Annotated in this window: 17 protein-coding genes and 1 pseudogene; 10 read left to right on the forward strand and 8 right to left on the reverse strand. The window is 38.4% G+C overall.

Translation table 11 applies throughout. From position 1 onward, the window contains the following. The 8 genes from ACEW8O_RS18010 to ACEW8O_RS18045 all read left to right on the forward strand — a co-directional run. Window positions 1-281 (forward strand): DUF2442 domain-containing protein (locus ACEW8O_RS18010; protein WP_373496018.1); only part of this gene is annotated, 281 nt, incomplete at its 5' end. Window positions 282-295: 14 nt separating this feature from the next. Next, entirely contained in the window at window positions 296-1,273 is a 978-nt protein-coding gene (locus tag ACEW8O_RS18015) for an ABC transporter ATP-binding protein (protein WP_373496019.1), read from the forward strand. 141 nt (window positions 1,274-1,414) lie between these two features. Further along, a complete protein-coding gene (locus ACEW8O_RS18020; protein WP_373496020.1) occupies window positions 1,415-1,639 on the forward strand; it encodes a DUF433 domain-containing protein in 225 nt (74 codons plus the stop codon). Window positions 1,640-1,807: 168 nt separating this feature from the next. Further along, window positions 1,808-2,104 (forward strand): PIN domain-containing protein, encoded by a 297-nt coding sequence (locus ACEW8O_RS18025; RefSeq protein ID WP_373496021.1) that lies wholly within the window; start codon window positions 1,808-1,810, stop codon window positions 2,102-2,104. Then, the gene (locus ACEW8O_RS18030) at window positions 2,095-2,250 is read left to right on the forward strand and encodes a hypothetical protein (RefSeq protein WP_373496022.1); all 156 of its coding nucleotides are present in this window, start codon (window positions 2,095-2,097) and stop codon (window positions 2,248-2,250) included. Before ACEW8O_RS18025 ends, ACEW8O_RS18030 begins: the two co-directional genes overlap by 10 nt. Window positions 2,251-2,355: 105 nt before the next feature. After that, entirely contained in the window at window positions 2,356-2,853 is a 498-nt protein-coding gene (locus tag ACEW8O_RS18035) for a DUF6398 domain-containing protein (protein WP_373496023.1), read from the forward strand. 210 nt (window positions 2,854-3,063) lie between these two features. Then, window positions 3,064-3,252, forward strand: a complete 189-nt coding sequence (locus ACEW8O_RS18040; RefSeq protein WP_373496024.1) for a hypothetical protein — start codon at window positions 3,064-3,066, stop codon at window positions 3,250-3,252. A 126-nt stretch (window positions 3,253-3,378) separates the two neighbouring features. Further along, a complete protein-coding gene (locus ACEW8O_RS18045) occupies window positions 3,379-4,500 on the forward strand; it encodes an AI-2E family transporter (protein WP_373496025.1) in 1,122 nt (373 codons plus the stop codon). Window positions 4,501-4,594: 94 nt separating this feature from the next. On the opposite strand, the gene ACEW8O_RS18050 is transcribed toward ACEW8O_RS18045, so the two are convergent. Next, the gene (locus ACEW8O_RS18050; RefSeq protein ID WP_373496026.1) at window positions 4,595-4,882 is read right to left on the reverse strand and encodes a hypothetical protein; all 288 of its coding nucleotides are present in this window, start codon (window positions 4,880-4,882) and stop codon (window positions 4,595-4,597) included. Between the two features lie 235 nt (window positions 4,883-5,117). On the opposite strand from ACEW8O_RS18050, the gene ACEW8O_RS18055 reads away from it, so the two are divergent. Further along, entirely contained in the window at window positions 5,118-6,752 is a 1,635-nt protein-coding gene (locus ACEW8O_RS18055) for an ABC-F family ATP-binding cassette domain-containing protein (protein WP_373496027.1), read from the forward strand. Between the two features lie 182 nt (window positions 6,753-6,934). Here ACEW8O_RS18055 and ACEW8O_RS18060 read toward each other — a convergent pair whose 3' ends face one another. Continuing rightward, a complete protein-coding gene (locus tag ACEW8O_RS18060) occupies window positions 6,935-7,333 on the reverse strand; it encodes a hypothetical protein (RefSeq protein ID WP_373496028.1) in 399 nt (132 codons plus the stop codon). After that, window positions 7,330-8,424 carry a hypothetical protein gene (locus ACEW8O_RS18065; protein ID WP_373496029.1) on the reverse strand — a complete coding sequence of 365 codons (1,095 nt, stop codon included), beginning with the start codon at window positions 8,422-8,424 and terminating at the stop codon, window positions 7,330-7,332. The genes ACEW8O_RS18060 and ACEW8O_RS18065 overlap by 4 nt, the downstream gene beginning before the upstream one ends. Before the next feature lie 598 nt (window positions 8,425-9,022). On the opposite strand from ACEW8O_RS18065, the pseudogene ACEW8O_RS18070 reads away from it, so the two are divergent. Next, a pseudogene (locus ACEW8O_RS18070) lies at window positions 9,023-9,277 on the forward strand (ABC transporter ATP-binding protein); the annotation flags it as partial. Between the two features lie 246 nt (window positions 9,278-9,523). On the opposite strand, the gene ACEW8O_RS18075 reads toward ACEW8O_RS18070, so the two are convergent. From ACEW8O_RS18075 to rny, 5 genes are all read right to left on the reverse strand, one after another. Then, window positions 9,524-10,804, reverse strand: coding sequence for a M20/M25/M40 family metallo-hydrolase (locus ACEW8O_RS18075; protein ID WP_373496030.1), 1,281 nt, complete (start codon window positions 10,802-10,804; stop codon window positions 9,524-9,526). Window positions 10,805-10,872: 68 nt separating this feature from the next. After that, window positions 10,873-11,292 (reverse strand): putative toxin-antitoxin system toxin component, PIN family, encoded by a 420-nt coding sequence (locus tag ACEW8O_RS18080; RefSeq protein WP_373496031.1) that lies wholly within the window; start codon window positions 11,290-11,292, stop codon window positions 10,873-10,875. Then, the gene (locus ACEW8O_RS18085; RefSeq protein ID WP_373496032.1) at window positions 11,285-11,506 is read right to left on the reverse strand and encodes a hypothetical protein; all 222 of its coding nucleotides are present in this window, start codon (window positions 11,504-11,506) and stop codon (window positions 11,285-11,287) included. Before ACEW8O_RS18085 ends, ACEW8O_RS18080 begins: the two co-directional genes overlap by 8 nt. 52 nt (window positions 11,507-11,558) lie before the next feature. Continuing rightward, window positions 11,559-12,347, reverse strand: a complete 789-nt coding sequence (locus ACEW8O_RS18090; protein ID WP_373496033.1) for a zinc-dependent peptidase — start codon at window positions 12,345-12,347, stop codon at window positions 11,559-11,561. 739 nt (window positions 12,348-13,086) lie between these two features. Then, window positions 13,087-14,644: ribonuclease Y (gene rny, locus ACEW8O_RS18095; protein WP_373496034.1), on the reverse strand; the 1,558-nt coding region annotated here is incomplete at its 5' end.

Below are 14,644 nucleotides of genomic sequence, written 5' to 3' on the forward strand. Positions count from 1 at the left end.
CTGATTCTTTGGATATTTTGATACAAAACCACAAATTGAAAATCGTAGGGCTTAATTTTTATCCTGATTTGGATCTTTTACTTTTTGTTTTAAACAACAAAAAAGTCATGAAAAGAAAAATTTCTGACTTCAAGAACTTAAGAAATGCAGGATTGAAAGATTTGGAAAAATACTTTATAAGCAAAGATGGTGTTCATTGGGAAAAACTGGATGAGGATTTAAGTTTAAGGGGACTTTTACATTATGAACTGACACATTCTGATGTGGCACTTTCTTATTAGCAATATGCCCCGACATGGTTATTTTAAAAAGTAAAGATCTTAATATAGGGTATCAATCTGGCAAAAAGTCCAAAGTAATTGCTGAAGACTTGAATTTCAACCTTGAAAAAGGAAAACTCTCTTGTCTTTTAGGTCCCAATGGTGTGGGAAAATCCACTTTGGTCAAGACCATTATGGGGCAAGTGCCTCTACTGGAAGGTGGGATTTTTTTGGAAGGCAAACCTTTGACTTCCTATTCCCAAAAAGCCCTGGCCAAAAAAATCGCAGTTGTCCTGACAGAGAAAATCACTACGGGAAATCTGACAGTAGGGCAATTGGTGGCCTTGGGCCGGATTCCGCATACAGGTTGGTTGGGAAGGTTGTCCGATGAAGATCAAAACAAAGTGGAACAGGCCATCTCCCAGACGCATATAGGCTATATCCGCAATCAACCTTTAAGTGAATGCAGTGACGGGCAGTTGCAGAAAACGATGATTGCCCGGGCATTGGCACAGGACGGGGATATCATGATTTTGGATGAACCCACTGCCCATCTGGATTTGGTCAACCGCTTTGAAATCATGCACCTTCTGCGACAGATCGCTAAGGAATCAAATAAAGCCGTCTTGGTGGTAACCCATGACCTGGACATCGCCATAGAAACCGCCGACATTTTTTGGCTGATGCAATGTGGACAGCCCTTGGTCACAGGCTTGCCTGAAGACATGATACTTAATGGTCAAATCAATCTTTTACTTCCTACAGATCGGCTTTCCTTCAATCCGAAAACCGGAAAAGTCCAGCCAAAGACTGATGAATATGCTTTTCAAGTAGACGGTCCTGAGGCTATTGTGCAATGGGTTCAATCTGCACTTCAAAAGAATATACCTTCAGACAAGCTTCAAGGTATTCAAATCCGGGTTGAAGAGAATCCATTTCGGATTTTTTTGAAACAGGGGGAGATGGAACGGGAGTATTTGGGGATTGAGGTATTGTTGGAGTTTTTGGATTAGAGGGTAGTTTGGGGTAGATCTAGGTAATTCTTAGTATATACATGTCAACTTGGATTCCATTGTAGAAATACAATGGTTCAGATCATTGCATTGGCAAAAACCAAAACTTAAGTTAAATTTGTAAAAAGGGAAATAAATTATATGGTTGATTATAAGTCAATAATAAAAAGAAATCCAAACAAAAGATTTGGGAAACCTTGTGTCAGAGAAACCAGAATAACGGTTTACGATGTACTTGGATGGCTTGCCTCAGGTATGACTTTTGATGAGATTATTTATGATTTTCCTGAATTGACAGTAGAAGATATCAGAGCATGCCTCGCCTATGCTGCTGAAAGGGAACATAGACTATCGCATGTTTCATAAAAATTGCTTTTCGATTGCCTGATTTTTTCAAAACCTGCAGGATTTGACAGACCTTTTTGAATTCAAAGAGATTTCAAGAAAATCCAAAGCCAAACAAAAGGATATTGATTCGCTTGTGAAGACCATTAAAAAAGGACGTTGGGAAAAGACCAAAAATAATCTTGGTTTATGAGGATTGTCGTTGATACCAACATACTTTTTAGTGCGATGTTAAACACTAATAGTCGCATTGCCAGAATCCTACTTCAGCCAAAAACTAATCTTAATTTTTATTCAACCGAGCAACTTTTATTTGAGCTTGAAAACCATTCTGAGAAATTAAAAGCCATTTCAGGATATGATGATACAGATTATAAAAGAGTTTTTACCTTATTTACCCGAAGAATAAGGTTCATTAATGTTCGACTAATAAAAAAGCAAGATTTTTTTTATCGACCATATCACTTACTGAAGATTTGGATATAGACGATACTGAATTCGTAGCATTAACAGAGCATATCAAGGGGAAAATCTGGAGTGGAGACAGAGTTTTGAAAAAAGGACTGGAAGAAAAAGGTTGGAATAAACTTATATCTATAGAAGAAATTCTAAAAGTTTTAAAAATAAAATAGTTCCAACCAAAAAAAGTTTAAAAGACCTACATGGCAAGCTTGATGGGATTATATTTGATAAAGTAACAAACTAAACGATGTCAACGATTTGTTGATAACTAAATGATGACAAAACAAGAAATAAAACAAAGAGAAGCAGAGCTTTTGGAAATGACAGGAGCATTTTGCAGGCAAAATTTGAATGAAGACTATTTGCAGCTTTGCGAAAAGCTCATTAAAAAACTTGGTCGAAAAAGGGATGTCCCTTTCCAAAGAGGAAAACCTGAAATTTGGGCTGCGGCAGTTATTCATGCTATAGGTTCGATTAATTTTTTATTTGACAAATCCTTTGAACCCTATTTGACAGCAGAACAGATCAGCGGACACTTTGGGACAAAAAACTCAACCGTATCTAGTAAAGCACGGGAAATTAAGGATCTGTTTGGCATGTGGTATTACAGTCCTGAATTTTCAACACAACGAATGACAGAATCAAATCCATTTAATCAGATGGTAAAAGTAGATGGATTTATAGTGCCGATCCATTCCCTTCCAGAGGATGCACAACAAATGGTCAAAGAAGCGAGAGCCAAAGGAGGTGATCTCGAGTTTAAGACAAGATAGACATAACTTGGTTTATAGTCTCCACTTCACCTATCTCTTTTTCTCTGAATTGCAATTCAATTTTTATGCATTCTTTTCATTTACTTCTCTTAAAAAAAAGTTTAAAGTTATTAAATCATAAACGCCAAAAGCTTCCATTTTTCCACAGACCTTTCTAACTTTAATAGCTGGCAACATTTTTGACCTATATCACTTCAAAAATTACAACCAATGAATCTCAAACGAATTTTCGGACCACTTTTGACCGTAGCGGGCATAGTAGGATTGATATACAGCGCATACCTTTTTATCAACAGTGAAAACAGTGATTGGAAAACCACACTGGTCTTATTTATTTTAGGAATTATTTTTTTCAGTTCTGGACTGGGGTTACTTAAAGGGACTGATGATAAAAGTTAAAAAATCATCAAAGCAGATACACTAAGAATTTTATAAAAGTCTGATTGAATTTATCATATTTCCAAGAATGATTTAAGATAATCAATTTTTGACTGCATTTTTGTACAGAAAACAAACCCGGATGTCATGCAGCCCCATAAAATATTTTCCCATACCGGCATCTTAATCAATTTTACACTTCTGGTTACCGGGCTATTCTTTTTGTTTTATGGTCTGGTCGCAGCCAAGGAGTTTCTTGCTCCCCTGGTTTTGGCCTTTATTCTGGCCATATTGACATTTCCATTGGCAAACAAGCTGGAATCCAAAGGAATGAAAAGAATTTGGACCTCCATCATCAATATTTTGATTTTGTTGATTTTGGCCGGGCTTTTCTTCTTGGTCATCTCATGGCAGATGAAAACCATTGTGGATGATTGGGAAGACATCAAAGAAACTATATTGCCAAAAATAGAAAAAGTAGAGGCATTCATCCTCCAACATACGCCAATGGAAGAAGGAGAGCTGGATGAATATAAATCAGATATGGGCGTAGGTGAGGAAGAGGATGAAGCAGAAGAAGAAGGAGAAGAGGAAGAAGGTAACGAGGATAACGGAGAAAAAGGAGAACAAGCTATGGCGGTGATCGGGGAAGCAGCAGGATTTCTAACTGATTTACTGATTACATTTGTTTACATCTTTTTCTTTATCCACTTTCGAAACCGCTTCAAGCAATTTATCCTAAAGCTTTTTGATAAAGAAAAGCAAGCTGAAGTAAGAGAAATTATTTCCAAATCTGCTAATGTGGTACAGCATTATCTGATTGGAAGACTGCTTCTTATGATTGTTTTGGTAGTATTGTATGGGGTTGGATTGTGGATTTCCGGAGTAGAAAATTTCATTGTAGTCAGCATCATTGCTTCAATCCTTTCCTTGATTCCCTTTATAGGCAATTTTTTCGGTTACATTCTGGCCATGGCCATGGGCGTTTTTTCTGGAGGAGATATGACCACCTTGATTGGGGTCACCATTACGTTTTTATTCGTTCAGTTCTTGGACAGCTATATCCTTCAGCCCATCGTTTTGGGAGGCAAATTGAATGTACACCCATTTTTCATCATCGTTTCAGTGATATTGGGCAATGCCATCTGGGGGATTGTGGGAATGATTCTTGCCATTCCAATATTTGCCATCATCACCGTTGTGAGCCGGAATGTTCCGGCTTTTGGAGCCTTTGGCTATTTGTTCAGCAGTGATGAAAAGGAAGAATGATTTCAAAATGCCGGATATATTTTAACAAAACACCCATCCTTAATTATTAAGGATGGGTGTTTCATCAATCTATATTTAATCTCCTAAGAATAATTTAATCGTCTTTTGAATTCAACTCCTCCTCTTTGTCCAATCCGTGTTTTTCTTCAAATTTATTCCTTTTGATTTCAAAGCGGTCTATCTCGGCATTGATAATATCAAGAGTTTCATTAAACCTGGAGAACAATTCCCCCATATTCTTTTCCATCTCCGGAAAACTGAATTCCATTGCATCCATCTGAAGCTTTGAAGACTTTTCCACCATGGCTACCTGACTGTTTTTAAGGTCTTCCATCATCCTTAAAGCCCTATCCATTTTTTCTAATTTCTGATAATTATTCATAGCTTTTTGATTGTTTTTTATTGTTTTAATGCAAAAATCGTTCCGTAGAATGATATACCTGAATAAATAAATAACGGCAAGTAGAAAGTCTAATACCAGTTTTCAAAGCCAAAGAATTTGATTTTAGTAGCATGTAATACTTTAAAAACTTCTATCACCCCAATTTTACAATTTTTGAATTTTCCAATCTTCCTATCTTCCAATTCCCTACCTTTGCCGCTTCAATTTTCATATCATGATTTCAATCGACAACATCTCCGTCATGCATGGCGGGCAGGCCCTTTTCAGCAATGTATCCTTTTCCATCAATGAAAATGATAAAATCGCCCTGATGGGTAAAAACGGGGCAGGCAAATCCACCATGCTCAAAATCATCGCAGGTGCCACCAAAGCCACAACAGGTGGTGTTTCTGCGCCAAAAGATGCCATAATCGCCTACCTGCCACAACATTTGCTGACAGCAGATGACTGCTCTGTTTTCGATGAAACTTCCAAAGCCTATGCCACCTATCTTGACATGAAAACCGAGATAGAAAGGCTCAATGAAGAACTGACAGTCCGGACAGATTATGATTCGGAGGATTACTACAAAATCATCGAGCAGGTATCAGAAATTAGTGAGAAATTCTACGCCATAGAAGAGGTCAACTATGAAGCCGAAGTGGAAAAAGTATTATTGGGATTGGGATTCCTGAGAGCGGACTTTCAAAGGCCCACTACCGAATTTTCGGGAGGATGGAGGATGCGGATTGAACTCGCCAAAATCCTGCTTCAAAAACCGGATCTGATCCTTTTGGATGAACCTACCAATCACCTCGATATCGAATCCATACAATGGTTGGAAGAATTCCTGATGGAAAAGGCCAAAGCTGTAGTGGTAATTTCCCACGATAGGGCATTTGTGGACAACATCACCAACAGGACCATCGAGGTGACAATGGGGCGAATCTACGACTACAAAGCCAAATACAGCCATTACCTCGAACTCCGAAAAGAACGCCGGGAGCAGCAGCAGAAGCATTACGAAGAACAGCAGCGTACAATTGCGGATATTCAGGGATTCATCGACCGCTTCAAAGGCACTTATTCCAAAACCCTGCAAGTGCAGTCTCGGGTGAAAATGCTGGAAAAAATGGAAATCATTGAAGTGGACGAGGTGGATACCTCCGCATTGAAATTACGGTTCCCGCCTTCCCCGAGATCGGGCAAATACCCAGTTATCGTAGAAGACCTCACCAAGGCCTATGGAGACCATGTGGTGTTCAAAGATGCGAATATGATCATCGAAAGTGGTCAAAAAGTCACTTTTGTAGGAAAAAACGGTGAAGGTAAATCCACTATGATCAAAGCCATTATGGGTGAAATCGAATTTGAAGGAAAATGTGAATTGGGCCACAATGCCATGATCGGCTACTTTGCCCAAAACCAAGCTTCATTGTTGGACGAAAGCTTGACCATTTTTGACACCATAGATCAGATTGCCGTAGGGGAGATCAGAACCAAAATCAAGGACCTTTTGGGTGCCTTTATGTTCAAAGGTGATGATATCAACAAAAAAGTCAAAGTCCTTTCCGGCGGGGAAAAAACCCGATTGGCGATGGTGAAACTTTTGCTGGAACCCGTAAACCTCTTGATCCTCGATGAACCTACCAATCACCTGGATATGCGGACTAAGGACATCATCAAGGATGCACTCAAAGCCTTCGACGGCACCCTGATTGTGGTTTCCCACGACAGGGACTTTTTGGATGGATTGGTGACCAAGGTTTTTGAATTTGGCAATAAACGGGTAAAAGAACACTTTGAGGATATCAATGGATTTTTGAGGAATAAGAAAATGGAGAATTTGAGGGAGGTTGAGAGGAGGTAGAAATGAAATATGCTTTGCGAAATATATTGGAAATATGCCTGCGGCGAAATAGGTGGAAATATGGTTCGATATTGATGGATATTTACGTTGTGATATTTATTGATATTGGTTAGGAGAAATTGAGGGGAATGGGATGAAATGTACTTTACATTCGGTAGCCAGGTTTGTAAAATATACAATAATCAATAGGATTGACTTGGATCGAAGCTGACTAATCCGTCATGGGCAATTAGAAGTATGGGGGAAGATTGATAATTGAATTTATTTTGAAATTCTTTTTTCATGGATTCATCTTTAAACTCAATCCATTTCACTTCAGGATGGATTTTTTCAAGTTTGGCTTTAAAGGATTTAAAGTCAGAAGACACTACCAAACCTAGCATATCATCCGAAGATTTAAATAATTGCTTTATCCTTTCTTCACTATTTTTATCGCTTACCAAATAAACAATAAACCTGGTTCCTTTAGGCTGTTTAAACTCCTTCTTTCTGATTTCATCAAAGTAAGAGTAATAGTTTTGGGAACCCTGAAAATACAGGAAAGCCAAAAGAATCAGGGAAATCAAAACTTTTACATTCATAATCCTGAAATTTTAAATTTTAATAAGAGGTTCGTTTCATTCCCTTCCTTCATACTCAAAATATAATCCTCGCCTGCAAAGACAGGCCTCCCATATTCTTGTGGAATAATTATATCATCAATAATTGGATTTCCAAGAACATCTGAAACATGCAATACATACTTTATCGGTGGTGAGTAATTTTCGCCAATCTCATTTGCCCTTTTGTAAAGATCACTTATTTCCTCCTCAGAATAAGCAAGGTCATATACTACAAAAATCCTATTATTGTGCACAAAAATACCCATAATAGTACTGTTCATAGAACCCAACAATTTCAGTTGTTGTTGTGTGAATTCTTTCCCAAAAGGTATTAAGTGGGGTTCAAAATATTTCAAATTTAATTGAATAGTCTTTTCTTCTTTTTCTGATTCAAAATTGAAAACCCTCAATTTGTTCTCATTTTTATCCATTAGGTAAATCCTATTCTTTTCAATGGCAGAAACGACCAATCCATTGTTCAAATAATATCCTTCATGGTTGTTTAATTTTTTAAACTGGAAACCAGGAATAGACTCAAGACTTTGGTTGTCGGTATTTAACTTAATCAGGTATTCCTGTCGGTTTTGAAAAAATTCCGGGTTGGAACTCCTGCCTTGGGGAAGATTAATCCCGATTATGTCTTTGCCCTTACCAAATGGTTTTAAAATAGGCGCAAATGTAGATTTTCTGTCTAGGGTATAATTGGTGAGGAATTTCCCATCTTGCCCATAAGTTTTATATCCATTTACAGCCCCAATTATGATGTCTCCTTTTTCATTGAATCCTACATTATGAAAAAGTAGAAGATAATCTTCTGGTCCCGAACCAAATTTATTAAATGTGGACACGCTATTATTTTCAAGGTTAAATAAAACCACATCATTGTTCCAAGGATTATAACCCAATAATTTTTCGTCAAAATGAGAAGCGTAAATAAAGTAAGGGAGGTCAAGTGAAATTGTATCCATTAAAATCAGATCTGATTTTAATGGATTATTTTCAGCCACTTCAATTCCTTTAGAAAAGCAGGAAAAAAATATTAGGAAAAGAAATACATAACTATATTTCATGATTTTAATTTTAAAATGAAATATGCTATCTCAGTTGTTTTCAGAAATCAAACAAATCAGTACTATTTAAATTTTACATTTTAAAACAGCAATTTGATTTAATTCATAGCAACAATCAAGATAGCATATTTAATGAAAAGTTTAATTTGTTGTTTTTCAAAATAATTATTGGTTGGAGCATGGCACAACACATGTAGTGTAGCCCATTCCAATACAATAAACTATACCAGTATCTTTTTCTGTAACACCCATTCTCTCACAATATGTTGTTTGAGAATTTACATCTGTAGTTTTGAACCAAACCAGGGACATAACCAAAGTAATCATTAGAGATTTCAATAATGTTTTCATGACATTTTCTTTTAAAGTTTAAATTAAATAATACATTTTGTCAACTAAGCTTAGCTTAGGCTAAATGTATTAAAAAAAAAAAAAAAAATACCAAATTTTTTTATTAAAAATTTTTATAATAATCTATTTTAATATCTTATTAATACCATAAATAGAATTAATGAACTTTCTATTTAAAAAAAACAATATATAAATACTATAAAGATGACAAGAATCGATTTGTCATAACCCTTCTCCTATTGGTACTGTTAACCTGCTGAATCTCGATGAACATACCAATCACCTGGACATGAAAACCAAGGATATCATCAAAGATGCCCTAAAAGCCTATGATGGAACCCTGATCCTGGTGTCCCATGACAGGGATTTCCTGGATGGCCTGGCCACCAAGGTTTTTGAGTTTGGTAATAAGCGGGTCAAGGAACACTTTGAAGATATCAATGGATTTTTGAGAAATAAGAAATTGGAGAATTTGAGGGAGGTGGAAAGGAGTTCTAAATGATATATGCTGAGTGATATATGGAAATATGCCTCCGGCGATATATTGCTAAGATTCAAACTTTCCCTTTAGAAATGACCCAATTTCTGGATTCTTTTGACTGTTTTTGACTTGGGAAGATTTTAATTTAATGGAAATGTTTAAGAAAATATTTTGAATTATGCCTGAGGTGAAATATGCTGGAAATATTTCAACTTTATTTTTACATTATTTCTACCATATTTCAAGTATCTCAAAAACTCATCCCTCTTAATATCCCCCCACCATCAAAACCAAAAGCAAAGCATTTTGGATTCCTAGGTATCCGTCTTTGTTCATCCACCATTCATCTAAGCTATGTGCGCCACCACCGACACCACCTTTTCCGATAGTCACGGCAGGGATGCCTAATGAATGGGCAATATTGGCATTTGTAGAACTTGAACTCAAAACAGGCTCTTTTCCAGAAAGAAACTTCGCTACCGCCATCGTCTGCTGGATTAGAGGTGATTCCACTGTTGCCAATCCACTTGGCCTATCTCCAACTTTTTCGATCTCAAGTTTCAAAGCATCACCACTTCTGATAATGGCATTCTCATTTTCCAATCCTTCCTCCATTGCGGTCAGAAACAATTGATTGATACCTTTCAGTTTCTCCTGACTTTCCGAACGCATATCCACCAACATCCAGGATTCAAAAGGGATTGAGTTGACCGAAGTACCACCTCCCAAAACCGAAACACTGTAAGTGGTCTTTGGACCTTCCTTGGTAAATGCATCTGCCTTTGGAACAAAAGCGGTAATGGCATTGGCCAGGGCATTATGGGGATTTCCGATTCCAAAAGCTCCGTAGGAATGTCCACCTGAACCTTTGAACATCACCTTGTACCTCAGCGAACCAATTCCACCATTTACAATATACTCCAACCCCCCACCATCGATGGCAATATGGGCAGCCAAAGGATGTGCGCCTTCCCTAAAAAGATGCTTCATCCCTTTCAGGTCTCCCAATCCTTCCTCCCCAACTGTTCCTGCAAACCAAATGTCGCGTTCTGTACGGATATCGATATGATGAAAAGTCTTGACCAAAGCAATCACCACCGAAAGGGACCTTGTCGCATCCCCAATTCCGGGGGCAAAAAGTGTGTCTCCCTTCTGCTTGACTGTTACATCTGTGCCAAAAGGAAATACCGTATCCAAATGTGCCTCGACAAGAATGGTCTTCTCTGACTTCGTGCCCTTGCGCTTTCCAATAACATTGCCAACCTCATCTATCCATACCGAATCCGCCCCGGCTTTTTTCAACAGTTCAGCAAAAGCCAAACCTTTTTCCTTCTCATGAAAAGATGGTGAAGGTATCTCAGTCAAGAAAATCATATCCTTGATAGTCTGTTCATCGATGGATTTGATATACTCAAAAGCCTTTTGGACCGTTGGTTTATTCACCAACTCCTCCACCTGCTTTTGGTATTGAGGCTGTATAGTTTGGGAAATAACATTTTGATTGGTTAGAAAAAGAACCAATAAAGGGAAGTAGTTCTTTAATTTCATGAATGGAGGTTTGTATTGAAAGCGAAATAGGTGAAAAAGATAATGGATGGCAATACCGTTGGTATAGTTTAGTCTAACTTTTGAATTAGAAATTCAGATGGACTTAAAATTGAAATCCCATTATAAGGATTCAGATCAAGCAAATCTTTGTCTCCAGAAATAATAAAATTTGCTTTTCCTTCTAATGCCAAATTCAAGAATTTATCATCCTTCGGATCTCTACAAATCTTCAATGCACCCTCAACTTTTAATTCCTTTGAAAAAGAAAACAGTCTTTTAGCAAACTGCATTCTTTTTTCTAGAGGAACATATTTATCAAATTTTTTACGGTTCATAACTTCTAAAAGCTCCGATTTTGTTGCATCACTAAACAAAAGAAACCCATTATTAAATACCTTCTCTAATGCCAATCTACTGGAGTTATTTGGTGATAAAATGACACTGACCAAAACGTTGGTATCTACTAAAAATCTGAAACCATCATTCATTCAATATTTTTTCGAGTTCCTGTTCGGTAAGTCCGTTAGCTTTGGCCTCATTTCGAATTTCGTCTACAAAAGCCCAAAAATCAGCTTTATCTTTGTTCAAACTTACCTTTAACAATTGGCTGATCTTCCTTGAAATTTCTTTTTTTTTCACCAAGTCAACTGTATCCCACTTGGCCGCAGTTAGCTTATCCACCTCAATTACGATTTTTTCCATGACCTGAGTATTTTTCATTAATATAAAAAAACATGTTCAATTTTAAAAAAGTTTAAAGCGTTCTTTTCTGCTCTTCTCCCAAAACCAAAGGATCCTGCTTTAACAAAAAAACAAGTGCCTGATAAAATTCAGGATTATACTTCTTTAACTCGGCTGATTTTTCAAAGAATGTTTCTAAAGCCACCGCAAAAAACTCATGACTGTTTTTCCCGGCAGAAGGTCTGAATATGGATGCTTCCCCTGATTGGATTTTTCGGATTTCGAGGGAAGCAAGCTTGGAATATGTCTCCCAACGGGCAGGGTTGAAAAAATTACTTTCCCTATTGTAATGGATCTGATTTTCCAATTTGAGGGCATGGGCCATTTCATGGATGCCCAAATTGACCCCATCATTTGGATAAAGGAAACCCTCAGCAAAACTGCGCCAAGATAATACAATCACCCCAAGTTTGGGATTGACCTCGCCTTGATGGTATTGTTGGTTGATGGTGGAAAAGTAATTGTCAGGATAGATGAGGATTTTCCTGAAATGCTTGAGCGATACTCCCCTGAACCCGAAAGAAACCATTACCGCAGTGGCCCCGATCAGCAACTGCATCTCCCGGGTCACCTGCTTCAATCCTCCTCGGGGAATCATTGTTTTTTGTGCCAAAAACCTTGCTAAGCGTTTTTTGAATTCCTTTTGGTGTTTGGGGTTAAGGTTTCGGAAATAGGGGAAATGTTTTTCCAAAACCTGTATATCTGCAACATGGAGTGATTTGATTTTCAGAAATAATAACAATTCCTGCCCCAAATTAATCAGGCCACCAAACAATCTATAAATCAAACCCCTTCTGAACATGGTATGAATTTACAATTCAATTTTCAGAAATCCTTTATCATTCCTCCACCTAGTTCATCCTTTTTACTATGGCATACTAAATCGTTCGTACCTACGGTACTTCTGAGCCCATGTTGTCGATTTTATCCCGGCAATAAATTACCGGGCTATAATTTCGGTCATGCCTACGGCATTTTTGCCCATTCGAGTGTGACACAGAATTAAGTTCCTTCATCCATTGGTAATGATATTGGCTCTTTTCGATAGCCAATGTGAGTGTCTCCACTCACATCCTTCACGTTACTAAAAGTCTATTTGGAATATTAGCCCAAAAGACCTGTATTAAAAATGAAATCTCGCCAATGTGAGTGTCCCCACTCACATAACAAAACTCCTTCCTTCAAAAAAGTCTATTTGGAATATTAGCCCAAAAGACCTGTATTAAAAATGAAATCTACCAGCTATCATCATAACGAAAAAAGGGTCTCCTAAAACTTAGGAAACCCTTCTTTTAAAAGCCAATTATACATCCTTGAAGCCGTGAAAGACTTCTCTCGATGGTCGAAGTGACAAGGCGAAGTTTTTTCCTCTCTTTAGCATTTTTATTTTAGAACCATCAACTCTTTTATCATTTTTCGAATTTCAAAGTCGAATTTGGCTAGTTGCACGCTTAAGTCAACTGCCCGCCAACTGAAACTGCCTACTGAAAACTGATCACAGCCCTCTACTGCCTACTGAAAACTGACCACTGACCCACTGCCTACTTCGCATAATTCACCGCCCTCATTTCCCTGATGACGGTTATCTTGATCTGACCCGGATACTGCATTTCTTTTTCGATCTTTTGGGAGATGTCAAAGGAGAGTTTGCTTGCTGTCTGATCATCTACGTTATCGGCATCAACCAAAACACGCAGTTCACGTCCTGCCTGCATTGCAAAGCATTTGTTGACACCGTCAAAGGCAAGGGCAAGTTCCTCAAGTTCTTTTAGACGCTTGATATAGCTGTCCATGATTTCCCTTCTTGCGCCAGGTCTTGAGCCGGAAATGGCATCTGAAGCCTGTACAATGGGAGAGATCATCGAAGTCATCTCAATCTCATCGTGGTGGGCACCGATGGCATTACATACCTCAGGATTTTCCTTGTATTTTTTGGCCAGTTCCATACCAAGGATGGCATGGGGAAGTTCCGCCTCTTCCGGCCAGACTTTACCAATATCATGCAGCAAACCTGCACGCTTGGCCAACTTGGCATTAAGCCCCATTTCAGCAGCCATAGTAGCACAAAGTTTTGCTACCTCCTTGGAGTGCTGCAGGAGGTTTTGACCATAGGAAGAACGGAATCTCATCCTACCGATCATTCGGATCAGTTCAGGATGCAATCCGTGAACTCCCAATTCAATACAGGTCCTTTCACCAATCTCCACAATCTCCTCTTCAATATTCTTTTCGGTCTTGGCCACTACCTCTTCAATCCTTGCAGGGTGGATCCTACCATCCTGCACCAATCTATGCAAAGACAATCTCGCCACCTCTCTCCTTACCGGATCAAAGCCAGAAATAATGATGGCCTCAGGCGTATCGTCCACTACAATCTCTACACCTGTAGCCGCTTCCAAAGCACGGATATTCCTGCCTTCCCTACCGATGATTTTACCTTTGACATCATCACTCTCAATGTTGAAAACCGAAACACAGTTCTCAATCGCATGTTCTGTTGCTGTTCTTTGAATGGTATCCAAGACTATTTTCTTGGCCTGCTTGGTAGCAGTAAGTTTGGCATTGTCAAGAATGTCCTTGATCTGTGAGGAGGCTTTGGTGGTGGCCTCATCCTTGAGCATTTCGACTAATTGGTCTTTGGCCTCTTCTCTTGTGAGTGCTGCTATTTTTTCGAGATCCGAGATACGCTGATTGGTCACCCTGTCAAGTTCTTCCTTCTTGACCTGAACGGCGTGCATCTGTGCACTGAGGTTTTCTTTCTTGCTGTCGAGTTCGGCTTCTTTTCTTTTGATCTGTTCCAATTCCTTGGACATGACCTGCTCCCGTTGCTTGATTTTGTTTTCGTTAGTAAGGATGATGTTTTTCTTTTTGTTCATCTCCTCTTCAAACTCCGACTTGAGTCTCAGGTACTTTTCCTTTGCCTCCAAAATTCTGTCTTTTTTGGTGGCCTCTGCCGTAATCTCCGCTTCACGGATGATGCTTTTTGCTTTTTCCTTGGCTTCTGCCTCGAGCTTTTTGTTATTGTTTTGGATAAAAAGGCCTGCAATGACAGCGCCCAATCCCAGGCCAACTATGCCTGCGATAATGATGTATAATAAT

It is taken from the genome of Aquiflexum sp. (genome assembly GCF_041749095.1).
GTDB lineage: Bacteria > Bacteroidota > Bacteroidia > Cytophagales > Cyclobacteriaceae > Aquiflexum.

What these genes read in the sequence shown, in the direction of transcription:
- ACEW8O_RS18080 (WP_373496031.1), bottom strand. Translation starts at nt 11,292, where the DNA reads ATGAATGATGGTTTCAGATTTTTAGTAGATACCAACGTTTTGGTCAGT.
- ACEW8O_RS18035 (WP_373496023.1), top strand. Translation starts at nt 2,356, where the DNA reads ATGACAAAACAAGAAATAAAACAAAGAGAAGCAGAGCTTTTGGAAATG.
- ACEW8O_RS18060 (WP_373496028.1), bottom strand. Translation starts at nt 7,333, where the DNA reads ATGAATGTAAAAGTTTTGATTTCCCTGATTCTTTTGGCTTTCCTGTAT.
- ACEW8O_RS18065 (WP_373496029.1), bottom strand. Translation starts at nt 8,424, where the DNA reads ATGAAATATAGTTATGTATTTCTTTTCCTAATATTTTTTTCCTGCTTT.
- ACEW8O_RS18040 (WP_373496024.1), top strand. Translation starts at nt 3,064, where the DNA reads ATGAATCTCAAACGAATTTTCGGACCACTTTTGACCGTAGCGGGCATA.
- ACEW8O_RS18045 (WP_373496025.1), top strand. Translation starts at nt 3,379, where the DNA reads ATGCAGCCCCATAAAATATTTTCCCATACCGGCATCTTAATCAATTTT.
- ACEW8O_RS18090 (WP_373496033.1), bottom strand. Translation starts at nt 12,347, where the DNA reads ATGTTCAGAAGGGGTTTGATTTATAGATTGTTTGGTGGCCTGATTAAT.
- ACEW8O_RS18085 (WP_373496032.1), bottom strand. Translation starts at nt 11,506, where the DNA reads ATGGAAAAAATCGTAATTGAGGTGGATAAGCTAACTGCGGCCAAGTGG.
- ACEW8O_RS18020 (WP_373496020.1), top strand. Translation starts at nt 1,415, where the DNA reads ATGGTTGATTATAAGTCAATAATAAAAAGAAATCCAAACAAAAGATTT.
- ACEW8O_RS18015 (WP_373496019.1), top strand. Translation starts at nt 296, where the DNA reads ATGGTTATTTTAAAAAGTAAAGATCTTAATATAGGGTATCAATCTGGC.
- ACEW8O_RS18055 (WP_373496027.1), top strand. Translation starts at nt 5,118, where the DNA reads ATGATTTCAATCGACAACATCTCCGTCATGCATGGCGGGCAGGCCCTT.
- ACEW8O_RS18050 (WP_373496026.1), bottom strand. Translation starts at nt 4,882, where the DNA reads ATGAATAATTATCAGAAATTAGAAAAAATGGATAGGGCTTTAAGGATG.
- ACEW8O_RS18075 (WP_373496030.1), bottom strand. Translation starts at nt 10,804, where the DNA reads ATGAAATTAAAGAACTACTTCCCTTTATTGGTTCTTTTTCTAACCAAT.
- ACEW8O_RS18025 (WP_373496021.1), top strand. Translation starts at nt 1,808, where the DNA reads ATGAGGATTGTCGTTGATACCAACATACTTTTTAGTGCGATGTTAAAC.